The sequence below is a fragment of the Actinoplanes siamensis genome (assembly GCF_016862395.1).
In the GTDB taxonomy this organism is placed as follows: domain Bacteria; phylum Actinomycetota; class Actinomycetes; order Mycobacteriales; family Micromonosporaceae; genus Actinoplanes; species Actinoplanes siamensis.
In genome coordinates this window covers 247555-267112 of sequence record NZ_BOMW01000012.1, presented here as the reverse complement: position 1 = coordinate 267112, position 19558 = coordinate 247555, and the positions used below count along the sequence as shown (strand labels likewise).

The window sequence follows — 19558 nt, the reverse complement described above, 5'->3', positions numbered from 1 at the left end:
CTCAACACCAAAAATGTGTACATGGGTGTCATGGCTTACCCCCTCCGGTACGCGCTCGCCGACCTCGCCCTCGCGCTCAGCCGCGCCGTGGCGGACGAGGCCGAGGTCCGATCCACGGCCGCCCGCGCCGCCGCCGACATGATCGGGGACGGCGCCGGCGTGCAACTGCTGCGCGACGACGGCCGCTACGAACAGCTCACCTACCACCATCTGGAGGACGACCGCTCCGGACCGCTGGCCCGGGTGCTGGACCGTGCCGGTCAGGCGCCCGACGACGAGTACTCCACCACGCTGGCCGCCAGCCGCCGCCCGATCGTGCTGGCCGGCGACTCGGCCGCGGCGCTGGCCCCGCCCGAGCACGGCATCACGGCCGCGGTGCTCAGCCCGGTGATCGTGGACAACACGTACGCCGGCTATCTGATCCTGACCCGGCACACGGCGAACGCCTTCTATTCGACGCCCGAGGTCGAACTGGCCCGGGACATCGCGGGGGAGCTCTCCCTCGCGGTGGCGAGCGCCCGCGCGCAGGAGCGGCTGCGCGCCGCCGAGGAGCGCTACCGGCGGGTGCTGGAGACCATCCCGGAAGGGGTGCTGCAGCTCGACCCGGAGGGCGTGGCGACGTACGCGAACGAGCCGATCGGCGTGGTCCTCGGCATGCCCCGCAGCGAGCTGATCGGGGTGTCGCTGCGCGGCTTCCTGGACAACCAGGGACAGAAGGAGCTGCAGCGCCGGATCGAGGAGTGCCGTAAGGGCCACTCCACGGTCGGCGCCACCCGGCTGATGCGCGCCGACGGCTCCCGGCGCAGCGTGCGGATCAGCATGATGCCGGTGCGCGACGACCACGGCGAGTTCGCCGGCGTGCTCTGCATGATCACCGACACCACCGACCACATCGACGCCCGCGGGCTCAAGAGGCAGCTCGACCACCTGCGCCGGCTGGACAGCCTGGGTCAGCTGATCGGCGGCCTGTCGCACGACTTCAACAACCTGATGACAGTGGTGGCCGGCTCGGCCGACATGATCCTGGCGCAGACCGACGAGGACTCGCCGCAGCACCAGCTGGCCAGAGACATCATGGACGCGGTGTCCACCGGCCGGACGCTCACCCACCAGCTGCTGGCGTTCGGCCGCAGCGAGGGCAACCGGCCCGAGGTCATCCCGATCCCGGACCTGCTCACCGACGTACAGTCGCTGTTCTCCCGGACCCTGGGTGAGCACATCGGCCTGGACCTCACCTTCAACCCGGATGTCTGGCCGGTCCGCGCCGAGCGCGGGCCGCTGGAACAGGCCCTGGTCAACCTGGCCGCGAACGCCCGCGACGCGATGCTGCACGGCGGCATGGTTCGGGTCGCGGCCACCAACGAGGTGGTCGAGCCGGGGCAGCTCGCCGAGGGCGCGCCCACCGGCAAGCTGGTGCACCTGGTGGTCACCGACACCGGCGTCGGCATGGACGAGGAGATCCGCAAGCGAGCGCTGGAGCCGTTCTTCACCACCCGGCCCACCGCGGCCGGCCTGGGCCTGGCCACCACCGCCGGCATCGTGGCGAACCTCGGCGGCCACATCGAGCTGGAGTCTCGGCCGCGGATCGGCACCACCGTGCACATCTACCTGCCGGCCGCCGAGGAGCGCGCGCAGCCCTCCGGCGAGCGCCGGGACAAGAACGCGGTGATCGGCCGGGTGCTGATCGTCGAGGACCAGCCGGACGTGGCCCAGCTGGTGCAGCGACTGATCGCGCCGGCCGGCTACGAGATCGCGGTGGCCACCGACGCGCTGACGGCGGTCACCCAGGTCGCCTCGGGCGCCCGGCCGGATCTGCTGATCACCGACGTGGTGATGCCGACGATGACCGGGCCGGAGTTGGCCAGCGCGCTGCGCACGCACCAGCCGGACCTGCCGGTGCTCTACATGTCCGGCTACACCGCGGCGTCGCTCGGCCCGCAGCTGCACCTGGACGAGAACAGCATGCTGCTGGAGAAGCCGTTCACCCGGTCCACGCTGCTGGGCGCGATCCGGTCGCTCTGCGGCCCGCAGCCGGCTCCCTCGAACGAGGTCCACGGAGATTCGTGACGGTCTGGAGGGGAGTCCTCCCGAACCGTGCGAATCTGTCCCCCAGGGCTTGCTAGTTCATCCGGACAAATCGCAGTATCTCGGGGCATTGCCGTCAGGCGGAAGGACCCCCGAGGAATGCAGGATCCCACGGACAGCGAGCCACTCGCCGGACGGAGTGTCGGCAACTCCTACCGGCTCGTCAAACCGATCGGGCAGGGCGCCACCGGCACCGTCTGGGAAGGCGTGGACAGCGCGAGCGGCGAGCCGGTGGCGGTGAAACTCCTGCACGAGAGCCTGCTGCGCCAGCCCCGGCTGGTCACCCGCTTCGTGCAGGAGCGGACCATCCTGCTGATGCTCCGGCACCGCAACGTGGTCCGGGTCCGCGACCTGTTCAGCGTGGGGCAGACCCTCGGCCTGGTGATGGATCTGGTGGCCGGCGGGAGCCTGCGCGACCATCTGGAACGCGAACGGACCCTGCCACCGGCCGAGGCGGTCCGGCTCGCCGCGCAGGTCGCCGACGCGCTCGCCGAGGCCCACGAACTCGGGATCATCCACCGGGACCTGAAACCGGACAACATCCTGGTGCTGGAGCAGTCCGGCCGGCTGGAGACCCGGCTGACCGACTTCGGCATCGCCCGGATCCTCAACGTGCCGAGCATGACCACGCCGAACGCGGTCGTCGGCACGCCGCACTACATGGCCCCGGAGGCGTTCCACGGGGTCACCCCGAGCTCCGCCACGGACGTGTACGCGCTCGGCGTGCTGCTCTACGAACTCGTCTCCGGGCAGCCGCCGTACCTCAGCGACTCGGTGCCCGAGCTGATGCGCCTGCACGCCGAGGGCCGCCCGAAACGCCGTCCCGGCATCCCCGACGACCTGTGGAAACTGATCCGGCTCTGCCTCGCCGCCAAGCCCGCGCAGCGCCCGGCCGCCGCCGACGTGGTGCGCGAGCTGCGCCTGCTGGCGCGCAAACTGGCCGGGGTGCCGGCGCTGCCGCCGCCCGCCCCGCCGAGCCTGCCCGCGGTGGACCCGGACGACATGGCAGTCGACCCGCCCGAACTGCGCAAGGGCGTCCAGGCGCCGAGGGGCGGCCGGCACGCGATCCCCCCGGTCCGTCGTGCCCGCAACGCCGCCCCCCGCCATCGCTGGGCACGGTCCGGCGCGACCGTCGCGGTCCTCGCCGGCGTGCTGCTCGCCACCGGCGTGACCACGTGGGTCCGGCACCACGACCCGGACCGCCCGCTGCCGCAGCCGCATGCCGCCGTGCTCCCCACGGCTCCGGTGCGGGCCGCGGCGTCCGCCGCTCCCCGCCGCTCCCCGCCCGCCGCCAGGCCGAGATCCAAAACCACTTCGAAAACCCACAAGCCGATCGGGGTACGGACGAAGCACACAGTCAAAAAGCGGTCGCCCCAGCCCGAGGGCGACGTGCGGGGCCCCTGGCAGTGTGCCCCCGGCCTGGTGTTCGACCTGGCCACGCGCAGCCCGCTGGCCCCCCGCCCGTGCCACTCGCTCGGCCGGGACGTCCGGTTCGAGGCCTCGCTGACCGCGCCGGCTGGTGGTCGCGCGCGCATCGAGGTGACCCTGCGCGACGCCGACACCGGCCGGACCGTGGCCGGTCCGGCCACGTGCGACGGGCTCACCTTCAGCCGCGAGGAGATGACCAAGGGGTGCGGCCCGATCGGCGTGACGCCGCGGCGGGGACGCAACTACACGGTCGTCATGGCGTACCGGTACGAGCGCGACGGCCAGACCGCGACCAGCACCGCCCGCGGCCGTGTTTTCACCTGGTGAGCCGTTGTCCCGCGCGCCTGATTCCCGGGAGGTGACCGGCACCACTAAGATCCGTCGATACGCCGGGAGGGGGCACCCGTCATGAGCTTCGATCTTTACGTCTGGCACGAGCCGGAACCGATTACGCCCGCGATCGCCGAGTCCAAGCTGCGGCGCTGGCGGGACGAGGAGGAGCCCGGCGTGTTCCGGGCCCACCACGCCGTACCGGAGATGTTGTCGGCCCTGCTGGAACGTTTCCCGCAGGACTCCGACGTGTGGAGTTCCGGGCCGGCGCCGTCCGACGCGATTCTCTCGCTGTCCGTCGCCTGGCCCCGGGCCGGCGAGGTCGGCGCCGCGGTCGTCGCGCTGGCCCGCGAGCACGGACTGGTCTGCTACGAGCCGCAGACGCACCTGCTGAACCCGAACGCGGCAGGCCACATCGCCGGCTTCACGCTGACCTCCGCGGCCGGCCCGGAACTGCCCGACCCCACGCCGCACAAGATCGAGCAGCGGGTTCGCGGGCTCGGCCCGGACAACCACTTCCTCATCCTGGAACGCGCCGACGGGTGGTTCGTCCAGGTGGGTTACGGTCCGGCGGCCGGCGCCGACCCGGGGCGCTACGCCCTGGAGTACCGGGAGGGCGCGCCGGAGCGGCACTACCGGACCGAGACGCCGGACGTGACAGAGGCCGTCCGGCTGCTGACGGACTTCCTCTCCGGCGCGGACTCCTACAAGCGGCGGCACACGTGGCGGCCGCTCTTCGACTGAGCGTCAGCGGTCGCGGAGGGTCTCCGCGAGCATCCGCACGAACTCCGGGTCGTCCTCGGGTCCGATCGGCGCGGCCCCGGAGGCCGCGCCGGCGCGCCCGGTCCTGGCCCGGCCCGCGTTCCCTTGGGCCCGGCCCGCGCTCGTCGCGGCCGGGCTCGAGCCGCTTGCTCCGGTCGCTCCGGCCCGGCCCGCGCGGAACCAGGCGACCGCGCCGGCCACCGGGCAGGCGGCGATCAGCACCAGCCAGGCGTTGCGCGGGAAGTGCCGTACCCGCCCCGGTTCGGTGCCCAGGCAGTCGATCAGCGCGACCACGGTCAGCGCGACGGTGAGCAGGAGAAGCAGCGTGTTCACTCGGGCCATGTCGAGGCATCCTGCCGACCCGGGGCGGCCGGCGGGTTCCCCGCGGGTTGCACCCCTGTTGCGCTCCTGCCGGCCTCCCTACCCGGGCGGCACGCGCCGGCCGGGTAGGGAGGCCGCAGCGGGGCTCTGGCGAGCGGCCCCACTGCGGATCGCCGGTCAGGCGGCGCCGGTCAGGGCGGGCAGGTACCCGTTCGTGTACCCGTTCCCGTTCGGGTGGTAGGAGTTCTGCGGCGGGATGATGGTCAGGCCGTTCAGGTACGGCCTGGACGCGCACACCCCGTGCCCCGCGAAGTTGTCGCGCACGTCGGCGAACGTGAAACCCGCCGCCGTCGCCCTCGCCTTGATCATGTCGTCCAGGACCTGGGCGCCGCTGTTGATCGCCTTGCGTTTGGTCATGCTCATCTCGCAGAGCGCGGCCGAGGTGTCGAAGATGTTCGGGTAGGACAGGACCACCACCTTCGCGCCGGGCGCCTTCGCCCGGATCGCGTTGTAGGTGGCGTCGAGCTTGGCCGGCAGCGTGTTCGCGACGTACGCCTTGCCTTCGTTCACCTTTGCGGTGCACGAGGCGTCGCTGCTGGTCAGACACGTGATCACGGTCGGCGCGAAGCCGGCGTCGTTGCCGCCGATGGTGATGCTGACCAGGTCGGCCCCGCTTGCCATGGCCGGGACCTGGGTCTTCAGGACGTCGTCGGTGACCGCGCCGCTGCAGGCCAGGAACTGGAACGAGGTGGGGCTGTTCTTCGCCGCCCACTGCGCGGCGTAGCTGTAGTTGCTGCGCAGGCAGCTGCCGGATTGTCCGGGCGCGCCGACCCCGGACGAGTAGGAGTCGCCGAGGGCGACGTAGTCGACGCCGGCCGCCTGGGCGGGAGAGGCGGCGGCGACGGTGAGCGCGAGAACGGACGAGGAGACGAGGCAGGCGAGGACGGTAGCCCTACTCATCGATGGCCTCCGATATCCACGAGGGGATGTCTGGGGCCGAAGCGCTTCGGTTACCGCACAGTAAGTCAAGGTCGCGAGAAATGGAATCCAGTGACTTTCCTGTTACAGGGGAGTAACATGCATCGATGTAACCTGGGGTTATGTCCCTGGGTGATGTTACATGAGCGCTTTGCTACGTAGTTTCAATGGCTACCGAGCCGGTCTTCAGCGTGTCCCCAGAAAGGCGCGTTACGTTCGGTCGCATGGAAGAGAACCGGGCCCGCCGCGTCGTCGAGCGGCTGCGCGGGCGCAACGTCTTCGCACATCTGAAACTTCCGCACGCCGGCCTGACACAGTGCGGGATCCGGGTCGTCCTGCCGGACGGCCGCGAGGCGATCTGGGACAACGACGGCACCGCCGGCCTCGAGGCCCAGGTCATGCGCGACGGCATTCTGGTCGGTTTCGTCCCGTCCATCCCGGGCTCCGAGCACTTCACCGACGAGCAACTGATCGAGGCCATCGCGAGCGCCGACTACGACCGCCCGGTCGGCCGCTCGACCCCGACGGCCGGCCGCCGCCCGACGCCGCCACCCCCACCCCCGAGCCTGGCCCAGCGGCTGCGCACCACGTTCGGCGGCTGACCGATCCAGGGGTAGGGGCGGTCGGCGTCCCGATTCCTGGCGGCCGGGCCCTGACGGGGCCGGGCCCGGTCGCGAAGACCTCCGCCGGGGTCGCCGCCCGGGACGTTGCCGTCGAGCGCCGTCAGCCGCCGCCGAAACGCTCGGTGCGGACCTTGCTGGGGTCGTGGCCGAGCGCGACCAGGATGTCGGCAGCGGTCTCGACGAACGACGTGGGGCCGCAGACGAAGACGTCCGGCGCGAAGTCCGGCGGCCAGCCGTGCGAGTTCAGCGTGGCGACGTCGATCCGCTTCGGCGGCGCGGGCCAGCCGTCCGGCGTCTTGCGGGTGTAGACGAAGTGGACGTCCAGGCCCGGGTCGTCGCGGACCCGGCGCCTGAGCTCGCCGGCGAAACTGGCGTCCTCCGGGGTGCGCACCGAGTAGATCAGCCGGAACGGCTGGCGGGCCCGCAACCGGCCACGCTCGCGGATCATCGACATCAGCGGGACCACGCCGGAACCGCCGGCGACCAGCAGGACCGGCGCCGGCTGGGCGGAGCGCCAGACGAACCAGCCGCCGATCGGGCCGCGCAGCTCGATCCGGTCACCGGGCTCCACGACGTCTGTCAGGTACGGCGAGACCTCGCCGTCCTCCAGCCGCTGGACGGTGATCTCGACCGGGCCCGCGCCGGGCCAGTCCGAGGCGATCGAGTAACTGCGCTGCGCGGAGTAGCCGTCCTCGGCGGTGAGCCGCAGGTCGAGGTGTTGCCCGGGGAGGTGACCGGGCCAGTCCGGGATGTCCAGGACTATCGTGCGGGCCGACGGGGTCTCCGCGCGCACCGCGGAGACCGTGGCGGCCTGCCAGATCAGTCGCCCTGGTAGCGCTGTTCCAGCCACGGGTCTCCGTACGTGTGGTAGCCGGCGGCTTCCCAGAAGCCGGGCTCGTCCTCGTGCATCATCTCCAGGCCGTTGACCCACTTGGCCGACTTCCAGAAGTACAGATGCGGGATCAGCAGGCGGGCCGGGCCGCCGTGTTCCGGGTCGAGCGGCTCGCCGTCGAACTCGTACGCGATCCACGCCTGCCCGTCGAGCAGGTCCTGCAGCGGCACGTTGGTCGTGTAGCCGCCCTTGCTGTGCGCCATCACGTAGTCCGCGGCGGTCTCCACATCCTCGAAGAGGGTGTCCAGCGAGACGCCCTTCCACGTGGTGCCGAGCTTGGACCACTTGGTGACGCAGTGGATGTCCCTGGTGATCTCCTCGGCCGGCAGGGCGGTGAACTCCGCCCAGTCCCAGGTGTGCTTCCGGCCGGTCTCGGTGGTGATGGTGAAGCTCCACCGGTCCAGCGGGATGCGCGGCGTCGGGCCGGCGGAGAGCACCGGGAAATCCTGTGTCAGATATTGACCGGGTGGCAGGTCCGGCGCGGAGTCCCGCCGCCGCCCGCCGAAGCCCCGGGAGATGATGCCCATGGGATACGAGTAAACCGCATGATCGTTACGTCCGGTCGCCTCCCGGGGCGAGCGTCACAGTGACGTCAGCGGGCCCTCGGACGTCGCCGGCGGTGCAGGCCACGCGGGTTCCGGGAACCCGGCCGTACGTCCCGGGACCGAGCCGAGCTCCGCGGCCGGGGCGGCGCCGGCCGATGTTCCCCGGCGGACTCGGACCGACATCGCCGCGCCGGTGGCGCCGAGCATCGCGGGGCCGGACTCAGACCGACACCGCCGGGCTGGTGACGCCGAGCACCGCGGGGGTGGAGGCCAGCACCACCCGGTAACTGCCGCCGCCGGCCAGGCCGGTGATCGTGTGGCTGTTCCTGGCGGTGTAGGTCTTCGCCGTGATCCAGCGCTTGTTGAGGTAGCGCTGCACGGTCAGCCTCTGCCCGGCGGCGCCGGTCACCCTCACGGTCAGCGTCCGCTTGGCGGAGCGGCTCACCGAGACCGCCGCCCGGACGGTGTACGTGCTGGTCGCCGACACCCCGGAGGCGGTCAGGCGGGCCCGGAACGACGCCGTCGCGGTACGGGTCAGCGTGAACGTGCCGGTCGAGCTGGTGCGCACCGGGTTGCAGGCCCACGAGGCGCCGGCGATCGAGACGCAGATCGAGGCCGGCTTGCCCGCCCAGGAGGTCACCGTGAAGGTGGTGCTGGTCTTCGTCCCGTAGGTGACCGAACGGCTGGTCACACTGGCGCGGACGGTGGGCGCGGCGACCGGCGCGGCGACCGGCGCGGCGACCACCGGGGCGCCGGCGGCGGCGAGGGCCGCGGCGGCGTCGATCCGGCCGTACCCGTAGTCGTTGTCCCGGCCGGCCGGGCCGAGGTCGGCGGCGGAGGTCTCCAGAACGGACTCCACCTGGTCCGGGGTGAGCTCGGGCCGGGCGCCGAGCAGCAGCGCGGCGGCCGCCGCGACGTGCGGCGCCGCCATCGAGGTGCCGTTCATCATGGCGTAGCCGCCGGCCGCGAGCGCGGTCGGGTAGGTGCTCAGGATGCCGCTGCCGGGCGCGGCCACGTCGACGTAGCCGCCGGCGTTCGAGTACGGCGCCACGGTGTCCGCGGAGTCGGTCGCGGCCACCGCGATCACGCCCGGGTTGGCGCCCGGGTAGTTGACCGGGCTGCCCTTGGCCCGGTCGTTGCCGGCCGCCGCGACGACGACCACGCCCTTGCCGCGGGCGTAGGCGATCGCGTTGGCGATCGCGCTGGACGGCTGCGGCCCGCCCAGCGACATGTTGATCACGTTGGCGCCGTGGTCGGCGGCCCAGACGATGCCCTCGGCGGTGTCCGAGTCGTAACCCGCGCCGTTCGCGCCCAGCACCCGAACCGGCAGGATCCGCACGCCCGGCGCGACAGCGGAGACGCCGATCCCGTTGCCGGTCAGCGCGGCGATCGTGCCGGCCACGTGGGTGCCGTGACCCTGCGGGTCGGTGTTGCCGCCGGCCTTGCCGGCGATGGCGTCGTAGCCGGCGAGCACCTGGCCGGCCAGGTCCGGGTGGGACGCGTCCACCCCGGTGTCGACCACCGCGACGGTCACCCCGGCGCCTGTCGACCGCTGCCAGGCGGCGGGCACGTTCATCGTGTCCAGATCCCACTGCCGGGCGCGGTACGGGTCGGAGCCCGCCGGCACGGCGGCTTCCACGACGCGTCCGCCCGCCCGGCCGCCCAGCGCCCGCACGATCCCGTCGGTCTCGACGGCGACCGCCTCCCCGGAGGGCTGCGCCCGCAGCGCCAGGCGGGTCGCGGTGGCCCGGTCGCGCGCCTCGTGCACGGTGATCACCGGGCGGCCCTCGGCGTCCAGCGCGGTGGCGACCACGCGGGCCGGCTCCGCGGCCAGCGCGGGGTCCGGCGCGGTCACCACGCCCAGGGCGGCCAGTGCCACCGTCAGCACACCCGTGATCGCCCGCATGCCGTTCCCGCCTCTCGTCGACCGTCTTGAGGAAAGGTCCGTCCGGCGGAGTGCGGACCGGTCGATCGCCGGGTGCGGTTGAGGTGCGATCGATCCGCCGTAGACTCGGGGCTATGCCGCTGACCGGTGAATACCAACCGAGCACCTCCGACTGGGCCCGTGAGCAGGCCGAGAAGTACGAAGCGACAGACGGCGCCCAGGCCAACGACATCCAGGGCCGGCCGATCATCGTGCTGACCTCGATCGGCGCGAAGACCGGCAAGCTGCGCAAGACCGCGCTGATGCGGGTGGAGCACGAGGGGGAGTACCTCGTGGTCGGCTCCCTCGGCGGCGCCCCGAAGAACCCGGTGTGGGTCCACAATCTCCGCAAGAACCCGCACGTGGAGCTGCAGGACGGCGCGGAGCGGCACGACTACACGGCGCGGGAGCTGTCCGGCGCCGAGCGGGAGGTCTGGTGGGCGAGGGCGGTCGAGGCGTTCCCGGACTACGCGAGCTACCAGACCAGGACCGACCGGCTGATCCCGGTCTTCCTGCTGACCAGACGCTGACGGATTCGGTACGCACCGGCGCTGATGGCGCGGAAAAAGGGGATGCCACCAGGCCGGCCGGCCGCGATCATGGGGGGATGCGGACCCCCCACCAGCCCCTCGACCGTGCCAACGGTGCGGCGGTCCCGGCCGCCCGCGCGCCCGGCGTGATACCGCCCGCCCTTCCCCTCTCCGGCGCCGTCGACGACGGCGACCGGCTGGTGGACCTGGTGGATCTGATCGCCCTGGATCCGTTCGTCACCGGGCGCGAGCCGTTCGGCCGTACCACCTGGCTGGAGAACCTGCGCGCCGACGCGCCGCTCACCGTCCCGGAGGCCCGGGTGGTGCGGGACGCGCTGGAGGACGACGGCCACGGCCGGCTCAGCGTCGGCGACGGCTGGACCCTGCACGTGATGCGCTGGAAGCAGAGCCGCCGCGCCCGGGTCACGGTCACCGCGGTCAGCAGCGAGCTGGCCGAGACGATCATCGGCACGGTGACCGCCGGCGCGGTGGAGGAGCCGGCGCCGGCCGACGACAGCGTGCCTGTCGGCTTCTGGCACTACGGCCCGCACGGCCCGCGCCGCACCCAGCGGGAGATCGGCGCCGCGCCGTGGGAGACGATCAAGCGGAACTACGCCCGCCCGGTCGGCGACACGCTGGAGCGGCTGATGGCGATCGACGCGTCGACCGTCACCGGCCGGCTCCTGCTGCTGCACGGCGAGCCGGGCACCGGCAAGACCACGGCGTTGCGGGCGCTGGCCCAGCAGTGGCGCTCGTGGTGCCAGGTGGACTGCGTGCTCGACCCGGAGCGGCTGTTCGGCGACCCGGCGTACCTGATGAGCGTGGCGCTGGGCAGCGGAGACGAGGACGAGCCGAAGTGGCGGCTGCTGATGCTGGAGGACTGCGACGAGCTGATCAGCGGCGACGCCAAGGCGAGCGCCGGGCAGTCGCTGTCCCGCCTGCTCAACCTGACCGACGGGTTGCTCGGGCAGGGGCGCAACGCGCTGATCGCGATCACCACGAACGAGGACCTGTCCGCGCTGCACCCGGCGGTGATCCGGCCGGGCCGGTGCCTGGCCAGCATCGAGGTGGGCCGGTTGCCGTACCAGGAGGCGGTCGACTGGCTGGGCACGTCGGCCGGGGTGGGCCCGGACGGCGCCACGCTCGCCGAGCTCTATGCCCTGAAGACCGGCGCCCGGCCGGTCACCGTCCCGAACCAGGCCCCGCCCACCGGCATGTACCTGTAGCCACCCCGGAGAGCCGGCCGCGCAAGGCCGGCTGGTCCGGGGAGGTCTCCCGGGAGCCTCGAGGGACCTCTGCCGGCCGGCCCCGGGCGCCCGGCTGGTCCTGGGAGGTTTTTCCGCCCTCGCCGGCGTCGCCGTAGCCCAGGTCGACGACCGCCACGTGGCCGGTCATCACAGTCTCCGGATCCGCGGCGACCGGTCGGCGAACGGCAGGAGCGCCCCGGCCACCGAGCCGGTCGCGGCCGACCCGTAGGCGGCCAGGTCGTCCAGCCCCTCGTCCAGGTCGACGTGGTCCTCGCCGAGGCCGACGGTGAGCGCGATGGTCTCGCAGACCGCGTCCAGATCGTCGAGCTCCAGCACGTTCTGCCCGAGCAGGCCGCGCCAGGTGTCGAGCACCTCGCGGTCCCCGCCGTGGCCGGCGGCGCCGGGCAGGATGAAGAAGACCTCGAACTTGCGCCGCAACTCGGCCACGATCTGTTCGACGGCGATCGGCTCCAGCAGCTCGTCGCCGATGACCGTGCGGACCTCGTCCGGCTTGACCTCCCGGTACGGCAGCTCGTCGCCGATCAGGAAGACGTAGCCCTTGCGTCCGCGCTGTGCCGCCGCGTCGGTGACCACGTGCCGGGCCAGGAAGTACATCGCGAGCTCGTAGGACTCCCGCTTCTGGCCGCCCCCGCCGCCCTCCAGCACGATCCGGGACAGGTTCTCGTCCATCCGGCTGTCCGACTCGAACTGGCCCACCTGCAGCGGCACCCGGTCGCAGGTGGCGTCGCCGATCGCGCCGAACATGATCTGCGGGTCGACCGCGTACCCCTTGCGGGCCAGCAGGCCGGGCAGCTGCGGCAGCTTGGTCCGCAGCACCCGCGGCACGGTGCCCATCGAGCCGGTGACGTCGACCATCACCACGATCGGGGTGCTCGCCGGCTGCTCGTCGCTGTCCCGGCTCTCCCGCATGAACACGCCCTTCGGGTCGAGCCGCGGGTGCACCGGCCGGGCGCCGCTGTCGCTGTCGGCGAAGGCGCTCCGCCCGGTCGGCGCGTGGTAGTTCTCGGCGGCGGCGTAGACGTCTGTGGACCAGCGTCCGCTTCCCATGGTCGTCTCTCCCTACAATCCGGTATCGCTGGGGGATCAATTAGTCGAACTCGGCCAGGAGCCGCCACGCGTTCTGCGGGCGGTAGTCGGGGCGGCCGTGGGTGCGCAGCCGGCGCAGGGGCTCGATGCCCAGCCCGGTGGCGCCGCTCAGCGCGGCGGACGTGCGGGCCGCCGCGATCCGGGCGGCCGCCTCGTCGAAGGAGATCCGGTCGAGCCGGACGGAGGTCGCGTATCCCGGGTTCATCGCACTCTGTCCTCCCGGGTCGGCCGCAGCAGGGCCGGATGGAGCAGCCGCGCGTCACCGGCCCGGTAGAGCTTCGCCTTCGGGCCGCCGCGCTCGCCGCCGCGCGCCGCCGTCTCCCCGGTGCTCTCCACGAAGCCCGGCACCGAGAGCACCTTGCGGTGGAAGTTGCCGGCGTGCAGCTCCTCGCCCCAGACGGCGGCGTAGACCTGGCGCAGCTCGGAGATGGTGAAGTCGGTGCCGACGAAGGCGGTGGCCAGCGGTGTGTACTCGAGCTTGTCGCGAGCCCGCTCCAGGCCGTCGGCGAGGATCTGGTCGTGGTCGAAGGCCAGGTCCTTGGCCTCCTCGACGGGGACCCAGTAGGCGTGGGCGGCGTCGCTGCCGGCGGTCGGCTCCGGAAGGTGTGGCGCGAAGGCGAGATAGGCGACCGAGACGATCCGCATGCGGGGGTCACGACCGGGATTCCCGTACGTCCGGAGCTGCTCGAAGTGCACCCGGTCGAGCTCGCCGGCCGCCTCGCCGGAGGTCAGGCCGGTCTCCTCGGCCAGCTCCCGCAGCGCCGCCTCGTCCAGCGTCTCCTCCCGCACGAAGCCGCCGGGCAGCGCGCGGTGGCCGGCGAACGGCTGCTCACCGCGCTCGACGAGCAGGACGCAGAGCTTGCCGTCGCGGATCGTCAGCGCCACCACGTCGACGGTGACGGCGACGGACGGATAGGCCCGGGGGTCGTAGCCGGCCAGGAAGCTCGCCTCGTCCACGATCAGTCCTTCTCACTGTAAGTCTTACTCAACCTGAGTCTTAATCAAGCTAAGTCTTACTCAACCTGAGTCTTACTCAACTTGAGTCTTTCTCGTTCTGAGGTGAACCTAGCGTGCCCGATCGCCGGATGTCAACCAAAAACCCGCCGCCTCGCTTCGGCGAGGCGGCGGGCCGCGGGTCCGCAGGTGGTTACCTCTCGTATGTCAGGCAGTCGGCCCGGTCCGCCGACGCGCCGACGGTGATCGCCGGCGCCTGGCATTCCAGGTCCTTGTTGTACTTGCAGTCGGCACGCTTGCAGGCGCCCACCTGGGCGACGGCCACGCCCATCCCGCCGCTGGCGCCGGATCCGACGAACGTGTCGCACTCCGCGTTCAGGTCACCGATCGTGATCGCGAACGCGGTGCATCCGTCGTGGTTGTAGCCACAGTCCGTGACCGTGCAGGTCTGGACCCGAGGCATGTTCATCATCTGGGTCATCGCGCGTCCTCCTCCGCTTCCGGTTTCTCCCGCCTTCAATGTAACCATTCTTTTGATGTCGCAGAAGTTTCCCGCGATGAATTCCTTAAAACATCGGAATTCTTAGGTCAGCCTTTCCTGTCTCATATTAGGCAAGGCGTGCCTAAGCTGATTTCGCAGATCTGTTCGATTCCAGGTATGTCGTTTCCCGTATGTCCGGGAGGGTGATCTTGGCGGCCCGAAGCGGCCGACGTCTGATCTATACGGATGTTCCTGACTTTGTGATAACGAGCCAGCACGAATAGTTACGCTTCCGGCGAGATGGCCCGCGACGGTTCACCGAGCGCCCGGGCCCGACAAATCCAGCGACGTGGTCCGTCAGGACCCGTAGGAGGACCTCGCATGAGCAAGTCCAAGTCCAGCACCATCCGGAGGCGGCTCGGCCGCGCCGGTCTCGCGACGGGAGCGGCGACCGGACTCCTGGCCGCGATGAGTGCGGCTCCCGCCTACGCGGCGGCCGGCACGCTCGCTCTCAGCTCGCCCGGTGGCCCGACCGGCGGCAACAACACCATCGTGGCCACCCTGGCGACCCCGCCCACACCGCCGAACCCCACAGCCTTCACCGCCACGACAGCCGTCTACTTCGTCCCCGCGACCGCCACCACGGCCACCACGGTGACCTGCCCCGCCACCTATCCGACCACGCCTCCCCCGGCCAACCTCGTCGCGACCGGATCGCCGGCGGTGAAGCTGCTGGCGCCCAACAAGATCGCCGTGACGGTTCCGCAAGGGGTGGTGGTCACCGCTGGTGGCGTCTACCGGTACGGGGCGTGCGCCTACGCCGCCAACACCGCCGGTGCGAACCTGATCGCGGGTGGCCAGTACACCGTGGGTACGAGGCCGCAGATCTCGGCCGTCAACGGCATCGCGCCGCTCAGCGGCCCGGCTCTGGGCGGCACCCCGGTCACGGTGACCGGTGTCGGCTTCGTTCCCAACACGGCCACCTCGACCAACACGACGGCGACCCTCGACGGCGATCCCCTGACCGACATCGTCGTCGCGGGCAACGGCGCGAGTTTCACCGCCACCACGCCGGCGCACGCGGCCGGTGGCCCGTACCTGCTGAGCGTCACCACGCCCGGCGGCACGGTGAACACCCTGGGCCTCACCACCAGCAAGGCCACCCTGTTCAACTACACGAACGGCATCGTGGTCTCGCCGAACACCGCGCCGAACTACCGGGGCAGTGTGGACCTCGACGTCCTGGGCGTGGGCTTCGCCAACTACACCTTCGACGCGACCACCGGGTCCAGCACCAACGGCGGCACCGGTCACGTCTACCTGACCCCGTCGACCGGCTACAACCCCACCGGCACGACGACTGCCACCACCGGCAACAAGACCGCGCCGCAGCTGTCCGAGTGCCTCAACGTGCTGGTGATCAGCAACTCCGAGCTGCTCTGCTCGCTGCCGCTCAACCACACCTACACCAACGTGGCGGCCGCGACGCTGACCACCACGGCGGCTCGGACCACGGCGGCCGGCGGCGGAACCCTCAACGTCACCACGACGAACAACTCGACGATCATCACGTCGACGAACGCCGCGTTCTCGCAGAACGACGTCGGCCTTCCGGTCTCCGGCACCGGTGTCGGCGCGAACGCGCTGATCGCCTCCGTGCAGAGCCCCACCCAGGCCACCACGACCGTCCCGTCGACGGTTGACGGCACCGCCACCGACCTCTCCGTCGGCGGCCCCAAGTCCAACCTCACCGGCACGCTGGCGGCGGACAAGCGGACCCTGACCGGCATGACCGGCTTGACGCAGGCCGACGTCGGCCGCGGGGTCAGCAGCGGGACCGCCGCGTTCCCGACCAACGCCACGATCGTCTCGGTCAGCTCCGACGGGGCGACCGCGACGGTGAGCGACGCGGGCACCGGCACGGCGGGCGGGGTCTCGGACGTCAGCATCACCCCGTCCGTTCCGGTGCAGAACGGCACCTACACCATCACCGTGGTCAACAATGGTGCGGTCGGTGCCCAGGTGAACGCCAGCTACCAGCAGTCGATCGTCTCCAGCGGTTCGGCCTTCACGGTCGCCGAGTACTAATTATCCAGATTTCTCGAATGGCGGGTCCGGGATAATTTTCCCGGACCCGCCGCCGTTTGCCCGCCATTGTTCGGACGTTTTCCCGCCGCGCCGGGTGGCCTGTGCGAATGTGGACGGGCAGCCGGTGCCGGACCGTCTTGTCCCGGGCTCCGGGGTCGCCCGCATTTCTCCATTCGCGTGCCGCCCGCAGCGGCGGTCCCGATTTCCGTCGCCGGTGGCATCGTGCCACGGGCGACATACGCGGGAGTGCCCGGTCCTGGTGGACCGGGCACTCCCTCCCGTTCGTGGTGACCCGTCTACCGGCCCATCCGCGCCCACTCACGGTCCAGGGCGGCCACGGTGTCCCGGGCGGTCGGACGGCGCCGCAGGTCCACCGTGATGGCGTACACGCTCTTGTCCGGCGTGAGGCGCCAGCACATCATCAGGGTCGGCCTCTCCCTCGGCGGCGCGTCGCTCATCTGGATGTTCCGCGAGCAGCGGGCGTTCCCGTACGGCTCGCCCTCGTCCGCGATCCAGGCCAGCTCGGCGTAACCGGACAGGTCCTGCCGGCTGGAGACGACGCGGGTCAGCCGCCGGTCCTTCTGGACGCTGCCGCGCTCCACCCGGCGGACCTTCGATGGGTCCACGTCGACCGGGGCCTTCTCCCGGGGCCGGCGGACCGTCGTGCCGAGACGCCGGTTGGCGCCGCGCGCCTCCGCCAGCCGCTCGGCCGTGCTCCTGGAGGCTCCCGGGGCGGGGACGACCGGGCCCAGCTGGCGGCCGGGCGCCTGCTGCGGGGCGACGCTGGTCCCGGGCGCCGGGACGCCCTGTGCCCGGCCGGGCGCCTGCTGCGCGGCGGCGCTGGTCGCGGGCGCCGGGCCGGGCCCGGTCGTCGGGCCGGACGTCTGGCACGCGCCGGCGCCGAGGACCGACGCCAGGCCGGCGATGCCGAGGATCGCCCGCCGGGGCCGGTGTGCCGGATCAGCGTTTCGCATTCCTGCTCCCTGCTCGAAAAGACAGCTGTCAGCCCGGCTTCTTCCACTCGCTCGCGATCACCGCGACGCTGGCGGCGGCCGACGGCGTGCCCGTGGGGGTGACCGCGAGGACTGCCACGCTCCGCTTGTCCGAGGTGCGCCAGCACAGCAGCATCGTGGGCCGCTCGCCGCCCGGATCGCCCTGGCTGAAGCGGAACTTGCGAGTGCACCGGGAGTCGCCGACAGGCGTGCCGTCGTCAGCCGCGAACACCAACGGGCGCTGGCCGCTCAGGTCGTACCCCGCGGTCGTGATCCGCATGGTGCCGCCACCCGGCAGCCGCCGGGTGGTCTCGGACATCGCGCCGCCGCCGGCGACATGCCCGCGGGTCTCCAGTGGACGTTGCACCGGGAAGCCGTTCTTCTCCGCGGCCCGGCGCGCCGCCATGATCTCCTGACGGACCTTTTCCGGGTCCTTCGTGGCGGCTGTGGTGGCGGCGGCCCGCCGCCGTTCCGTATTCGCCCGCGACGACCTGGTGGCGGCGGACGGTGAGGCGGCGGAGACCGAGGTGGACGGGCTGGGCGTGGCTGTCCGGGCGGCCCCGGTGGCCGGCCTGATCACCCGGACCTGCTGGGCGGCCGGGGTGTCGTCGCCGACGATCGCCGAAGTGATGAAGTAGGCGGCGGCGCCGAGCGTCACGGCGAGCCCGGTCACCCCGGCGACCACCAGGGAGCGGTGCCCGCGGGGCCGGTCCATCCTGGCCGGCGGCACGGCGCCGTCGTCGCCGTGCCAACTGTCGTCGCTGGTCATGAAGCCCCTCGGGGGTCTCGGCTGGCGGCCCGCCGGCGGGCGGCAGGCCCGGAACCTCATGTTGTCAATCGGCCGGAGAAATCGGGCCAGATCCGGCAATCACGACCTGAGAGTTTCCGGAGAACGATTCGGCTTCCACGTTCCTCGCGAATCCGGAGCAGTCGGTCCGTAGGCTTCCTCCAGGAGGCCGAAGCCGGTCCTCACCAGCCGCGGGAGGCTACAAAATGCTCCGACGCTTCGGCAGAGCCGCTCTGGCCTCCGCCGTCACCACCGGACTCGTGCTGGCAGGCGCCGCGGCGCCGGCGAACGCCGCGTTGACCATGACGCTCAATCCGGGCGCCGGGCCCAGCGGCGGCGGCAACACCGTCATCGGCACGGTCCCGTCCACCACCGCCTCCCCGAGCCCGTTCGCCGCGGGCACCACGCCGACGGTGCAATTCCAGTACGCCGCCTGCGCCACCTCGGCCAGACCGGTCACCCAGATCGCCGCGACCGGCGCGGTCACCACCGCCGGCGTGCTCACGGTCGACCCGCGCGACGTCACCCGGATCACCGGCACCAAGATCGCCTTCAAGGTGCCGTCCGCCGAGTATCCGGTGGGCAACGGCATCAACACCACAGGCCTGACGCTGGCCGGCACGCAGACCACGGCGAAGTGGTTCGTCTGCGTCTACGACGGTGACCCGAGCGGACCGAACACCCTGCTGGCCACGGGGATCTACACGGTGGTGCCGCGCCCGGCGATCACCTCGATCGCCCCGGACACCGGCCCGTCGGCGGGCGGCCAGACCGTCACCGTGAACGGCACCGGGTTCGCCGCCACCCCGATCACCGCCGCGATCGGAGGCGTCCCGCTCACCAACATCAAGGTCTCGGCGAACGGCACCAGCTTCACCGCGGTCACCGGGCCGCGAGGCGGAGCCTCCGGGCTCGCCCTCACCGTGACGACGCCGGCCGGCACGGTGAGCAGCCTGGACCCGAACAACGACGGGAACGGCGGCGACGCGATCCCGTACACATACACCAACGGCATCGCGATCGCGCCGAACACCGCGACGCCCGGGTCCACCGTCACCGTCGACGTCACCGGCGCGGGTTTCTCCCAGCTCACGTTCGACACCGGGGCCGACGTCCCGACCAGCGGCCACGCCCACCTCTTCCTGGTCGAGGGCGCGTACCAGGCGTCCACCAACCGGGGCGTGGCCGAGTGCGGGAAGGTGGCCGTGATCGGCGACACCGAACTGGTCTGCACGCTCGACCTGTCGGCGGACAGACTGAGCCCGGCGACCAGCGCGCCGGTCAGCGGCCAACCGGTGCCCGAGGGGGCGTACATCCTCACCCTCGTCGCGGACGGCGCCCCCGGCTCGGGCGCCGCCAACCCGACGATCATCAGCAGCTCGTCGGTGTTCGTCGTGGCGGCCTACTGACGTACCGCCGCGTCGCTCGTTCCCGCACCGGCACCAGCCGCACCCGGACCGCACCCGGAGGAATCCTTCAGTCAC

General features: G+C 71.9%; 19 protein-coding genes. 8 read left to right on the top strand and 11 right to left on the bottom strand.

Going from position 1 to position 19558, the window contains the following annotated elements:
* Positions 1 to 30 precede the first annotated feature (30 nt).
* The 3 genes from Asi03nite_RS06030 to Asi03nite_RS06020 all read left to right on the top strand — a co-directional run bounded on the left by Asi03nite_RS06030 (position 31) and on the right by Asi03nite_RS06020 (position 4587).
* A complete protein-coding gene (locus Asi03nite_RS06030; protein ID WP_239102428.1) occupies positions 31 to 2067 on the top strand; it encodes a hybrid sensor histidine kinase/response regulator in 2037 nt (678 codons plus the stop codon).
* 117 nt (positions 2068 to 2184) lie between these two features.
* Positions 2185 to 3840, top strand: a complete 1656-nt coding sequence (locus tag Asi03nite_RS06025) for a serine/threonine-protein kinase (protein WP_203677392.1) — start codon at positions 2185 to 2187, stop codon at positions 3838 to 3840.
* 81 nt (positions 3841 to 3921) lie between these two features.
* Entirely contained in the window at positions 3922 to 4587 is a 666-nt protein-coding gene (locus Asi03nite_RS06020; RefSeq protein WP_203677391.1) for a hypothetical protein, read from the top strand.
* A gap of 3 nt (positions 4588 to 4590) precedes the next feature.
* On the opposite strand, the gene Asi03nite_RS06015 is transcribed toward Asi03nite_RS06020, so the two are convergent.
* On the bottom strand, positions 4591 to 4947 hold the full coding sequence (locus Asi03nite_RS06015) for a PLD nuclease N-terminal domain-containing protein (protein ID WP_203677390.1): 357 nt from the start codon (positions 4945 to 4947) through the stop codon (positions 4591 to 4593).
* 156 nt (positions 4948 to 5103) lie between these two features.
* A complete protein-coding gene (locus Asi03nite_RS06010; protein WP_203677389.1) occupies positions 5104 to 5886 on the bottom strand; it encodes an SGNH/GDSL hydrolase family protein in 783 nt (260 codons plus the stop codon).
* Positions 5887 to 6128: 242 nt separating this feature from the next.
* On the opposite strand from Asi03nite_RS06010, the gene Asi03nite_RS06005 reads away from it, so the two are divergent.
* Positions 6129 to 6506, top strand: coding sequence for a hypothetical protein (locus Asi03nite_RS06005; protein WP_203677388.1), 378 nt, complete (start codon positions 6129 to 6131; stop codon positions 6504 to 6506).
* Between the two features lie 121 nt (positions 6507 to 6627).
* Here Asi03nite_RS06005 and Asi03nite_RS06000 read toward each other — a convergent pair whose 3' ends face one another.
* The 3 genes from Asi03nite_RS06000 to Asi03nite_RS05990 form a co-directional block, all read right to left on the bottom strand.
* Positions 6628 to 7377: a ferredoxin reductase gene (locus Asi03nite_RS06000; RefSeq protein ID WP_239102427.1), complete on the bottom strand. Its 750-nt coding sequence runs from the start codon at positions 7375 to 7377 to the stop codon at positions 6628 to 6630.
* Positions 7347 to 7946 carry a sulfite oxidase-like oxidoreductase gene (locus Asi03nite_RS05995; RefSeq protein ID WP_203677387.1) on the bottom strand — a complete coding sequence of 200 codons (600 nt, stop codon included), beginning with the start codon at positions 7944 to 7946 and terminating at the stop codon, positions 7347 to 7349. The genes Asi03nite_RS06000 and Asi03nite_RS05995 overlap by 31 nt, the downstream gene beginning before the upstream one ends.
* A gap of 238 nt (positions 7947 to 8184) precedes the next feature.
* Positions 8185 to 9870, bottom strand: a complete 1686-nt coding sequence (locus Asi03nite_RS05990; protein WP_203677386.1) for a S8 family serine peptidase — start codon at positions 9868 to 9870, stop codon at positions 8185 to 8187.
* Between the two features lie 113 nt (positions 9871 to 9983).
* Between Asi03nite_RS05990 and Asi03nite_RS05985 the strand changes: the two genes are divergently transcribed.
* Both Asi03nite_RS05985 and Asi03nite_RS05980 read left to right on the top strand, forming a co-directional pair.
* A complete protein-coding gene (locus tag Asi03nite_RS05985; RefSeq protein WP_203677385.1) occupies positions 9984 to 10418 on the top strand; it encodes a nitroreductase family deazaflavin-dependent oxidoreductase in 435 nt (144 codons plus the stop codon).
* Positions 10419 to 10495: 77 nt separating this feature from the next.
* Entirely contained in the window at positions 10496 to 11644 is a 1149-nt protein-coding gene (locus Asi03nite_RS05980) for a DUF5925 domain-containing protein (RefSeq protein ID WP_203677384.1), read from the top strand.
* A gap of 168 nt (positions 11645 to 11812) precedes the next feature.
* Here Asi03nite_RS05980 and Asi03nite_RS05975 read toward each other — a convergent pair whose 3' ends face one another.
* The 4 genes from Asi03nite_RS05975 to Asi03nite_RS05960 form a co-directional block, all read right to left on the bottom strand.
* A complete protein-coding gene (locus Asi03nite_RS05975; RefSeq protein WP_203677383.1) occupies positions 11813 to 12733 on the bottom strand; it encodes a hypothetical protein in 921 nt (306 codons plus the stop codon).
* Positions 12734 to 12773: 40 nt separating this feature from the next.
* Positions 12774 to 12977, bottom strand: a complete 204-nt coding sequence (locus Asi03nite_RS05970; protein WP_203677382.1) for a hypothetical protein — start codon at positions 12975 to 12977, stop codon at positions 12774 to 12776.
* A complete protein-coding gene (locus Asi03nite_RS05965; RefSeq protein ID WP_203677438.1) occupies positions 12974 to 13732 on the bottom strand; it encodes an NUDIX hydrolase in 759 nt (252 codons plus the stop codon). Before Asi03nite_RS05965 ends, Asi03nite_RS05970 begins: the two co-directional genes overlap by 4 nt.
* 187 nt (positions 13733 to 13919) lie before the next feature.
* Positions 13920 to 14207 (bottom strand): DUF1540 domain-containing protein, encoded by a 288-nt coding sequence (locus Asi03nite_RS05960; RefSeq protein ID WP_203677381.1) that lies wholly within the window; start codon positions 14205 to 14207, stop codon positions 13920 to 13922.
* A gap of 381 nt (positions 14208 to 14588) precedes the next feature.
* On the opposite strand from Asi03nite_RS05960, the gene Asi03nite_RS05955 reads away from it, so the two are divergent.
* Positions 14589 to 16295, top strand: coding sequence for a hypothetical protein (locus tag Asi03nite_RS05955; RefSeq protein ID WP_203677380.1), 1707 nt, complete (start codon positions 14589 to 14591; stop codon positions 16293 to 16295).
* A gap of 296 nt (positions 16296 to 16591) precedes the next feature.
* Here Asi03nite_RS05955 and Asi03nite_RS05950 read toward each other — a convergent pair whose 3' ends face one another.
* A complete protein-coding gene (locus Asi03nite_RS05950) occupies positions 16592 to 17269 on the bottom strand; it encodes a hypothetical protein (protein ID WP_203677379.1) in 678 nt (225 codons plus the stop codon).
* A 28-nt stretch (positions 17270 to 17297) separates the two neighbouring features.
* The gene (locus tag Asi03nite_RS05945; protein WP_203677378.1) at positions 17298 to 18056 is read right to left on the bottom strand and encodes a hypothetical protein; all 759 of its coding nucleotides are present in this window, start codon (positions 18054 to 18056) and stop codon (positions 17298 to 17300) included.
* A 224-nt stretch (positions 18057 to 18280) separates the two neighbouring features.
* On the opposite strand from Asi03nite_RS05945, the gene Asi03nite_RS05940 reads away from it, so the two are divergent.
* Complete coding sequence (locus tag Asi03nite_RS05940; protein WP_203677377.1) at positions 18281 to 19483, top strand: IPT/TIG domain-containing protein; 1203 nt, start codon at positions 18281 to 18283, stop codon at positions 19481 to 19483.
* The last annotated feature ends 75 nt before the right edge of the window (positions 19484 to 19558 follow it).

Bases quoted from the DNA above. Each gene is read 5' to 3' on its own strand.
- Asi03nite_RS05945 (WP_203677378.1), bottom strand. From the start codon at position 18,056: ATGACCAGCGACGACAGTTGGCACGGCGACGACGGCGCCGTGCCGCCG.
- Asi03nite_RS05960 (WP_203677381.1), bottom strand. From the start codon at position 14,207: ATGACCCAGATGATGAACATGCCTCGGGTCCAGACCTGCACGGTCACG.
- Asi03nite_RS06025 (WP_203677392.1), top strand. From the start codon at position 2,185: ATGCAGGATCCCACGGACAGCGAGCCACTCGCCGGACGGAGTGTCGGC.
- Asi03nite_RS05985 (WP_203677385.1), top strand. From the start codon at position 9,984: ATGCCGCTGACCGGTGAATACCAACCGAGCACCTCCGACTGGGCCCGT.
- Asi03nite_RS05995 (WP_203677387.1), bottom strand. From the start codon at position 7,946: ATGGGCATCATCTCCCGGGGCTTCGGCGGGCGGCGGCGGGACTCCGCG.
- Asi03nite_RS05950 (WP_203677379.1), bottom strand. From the start codon at position 17,269: ATGCGAAACGCTGATCCGGCACACCGGCCCCGGCGGGCGATCCTCGGC.
- Asi03nite_RS05970 (WP_203677382.1), bottom strand. From the start codon at position 12,977: ATGAACCCGGGATACGCGACCTCCGTCCGGCTCGACCGGATCTCCTTC.
- Asi03nite_RS05975 (WP_203677383.1), bottom strand. From the start codon at position 12,733: ATGGGAAGCGGACGCTGGTCCACAGACGTCTACGCCGCCGCCGAGAAC.
- Asi03nite_RS05940 (WP_203677377.1), top strand. From the start codon at position 18,281: ATGCTCCGACGCTTCGGCAGAGCCGCTCTGGCCTCCGCCGTCACCACC.
- Asi03nite_RS06015 (WP_203677390.1), bottom strand. From the start codon at position 4,947: ATGGCCCGAGTGAACACGCTGCTTCTCCTGCTCACCGTCGCGCTGACC.
- Asi03nite_RS06005 (WP_203677388.1), top strand. From the start codon at position 6,129: ATGGAAGAGAACCGGGCCCGCCGCGTCGTCGAGCGGCTGCGCGGGCGC.
- Asi03nite_RS05980 (WP_203677384.1), top strand. From the start codon at position 10,496: ATGCGGACCCCCCACCAGCCCCTCGACCGTGCCAACGGTGCGGCGGTC.
- Asi03nite_RS05955 (WP_203677380.1), top strand. From the start codon at position 14,589: ATGAGCAAGTCCAAGTCCAGCACCATCCGGAGGCGGCTCGGCCGCGCC.
- Asi03nite_RS06020 (WP_203677391.1), top strand. From the start codon at position 3,922: ATGAGCTTCGATCTTTACGTCTGGCACGAGCCGGAACCGATTACGCCC.
- Asi03nite_RS06010 (WP_203677389.1), bottom strand. From the start codon at position 5,886: ATGAGTAGGGCTACCGTCCTCGCCTGCCTCGTCTCCTCGTCCGTTCTC.
- Asi03nite_RS05990 (WP_203677386.1), bottom strand. From the start codon at position 9,870: ATGCGGGCGATCACGGGTGTGCTGACGGTGGCACTGGCCGCCCTGGGC.
- Asi03nite_RS06030 (WP_239102428.1), top strand. From the start codon at position 31: ATGGCTTACCCCCTCCGGTACGCGCTCGCCGACCTCGCCCTCGCGCTC.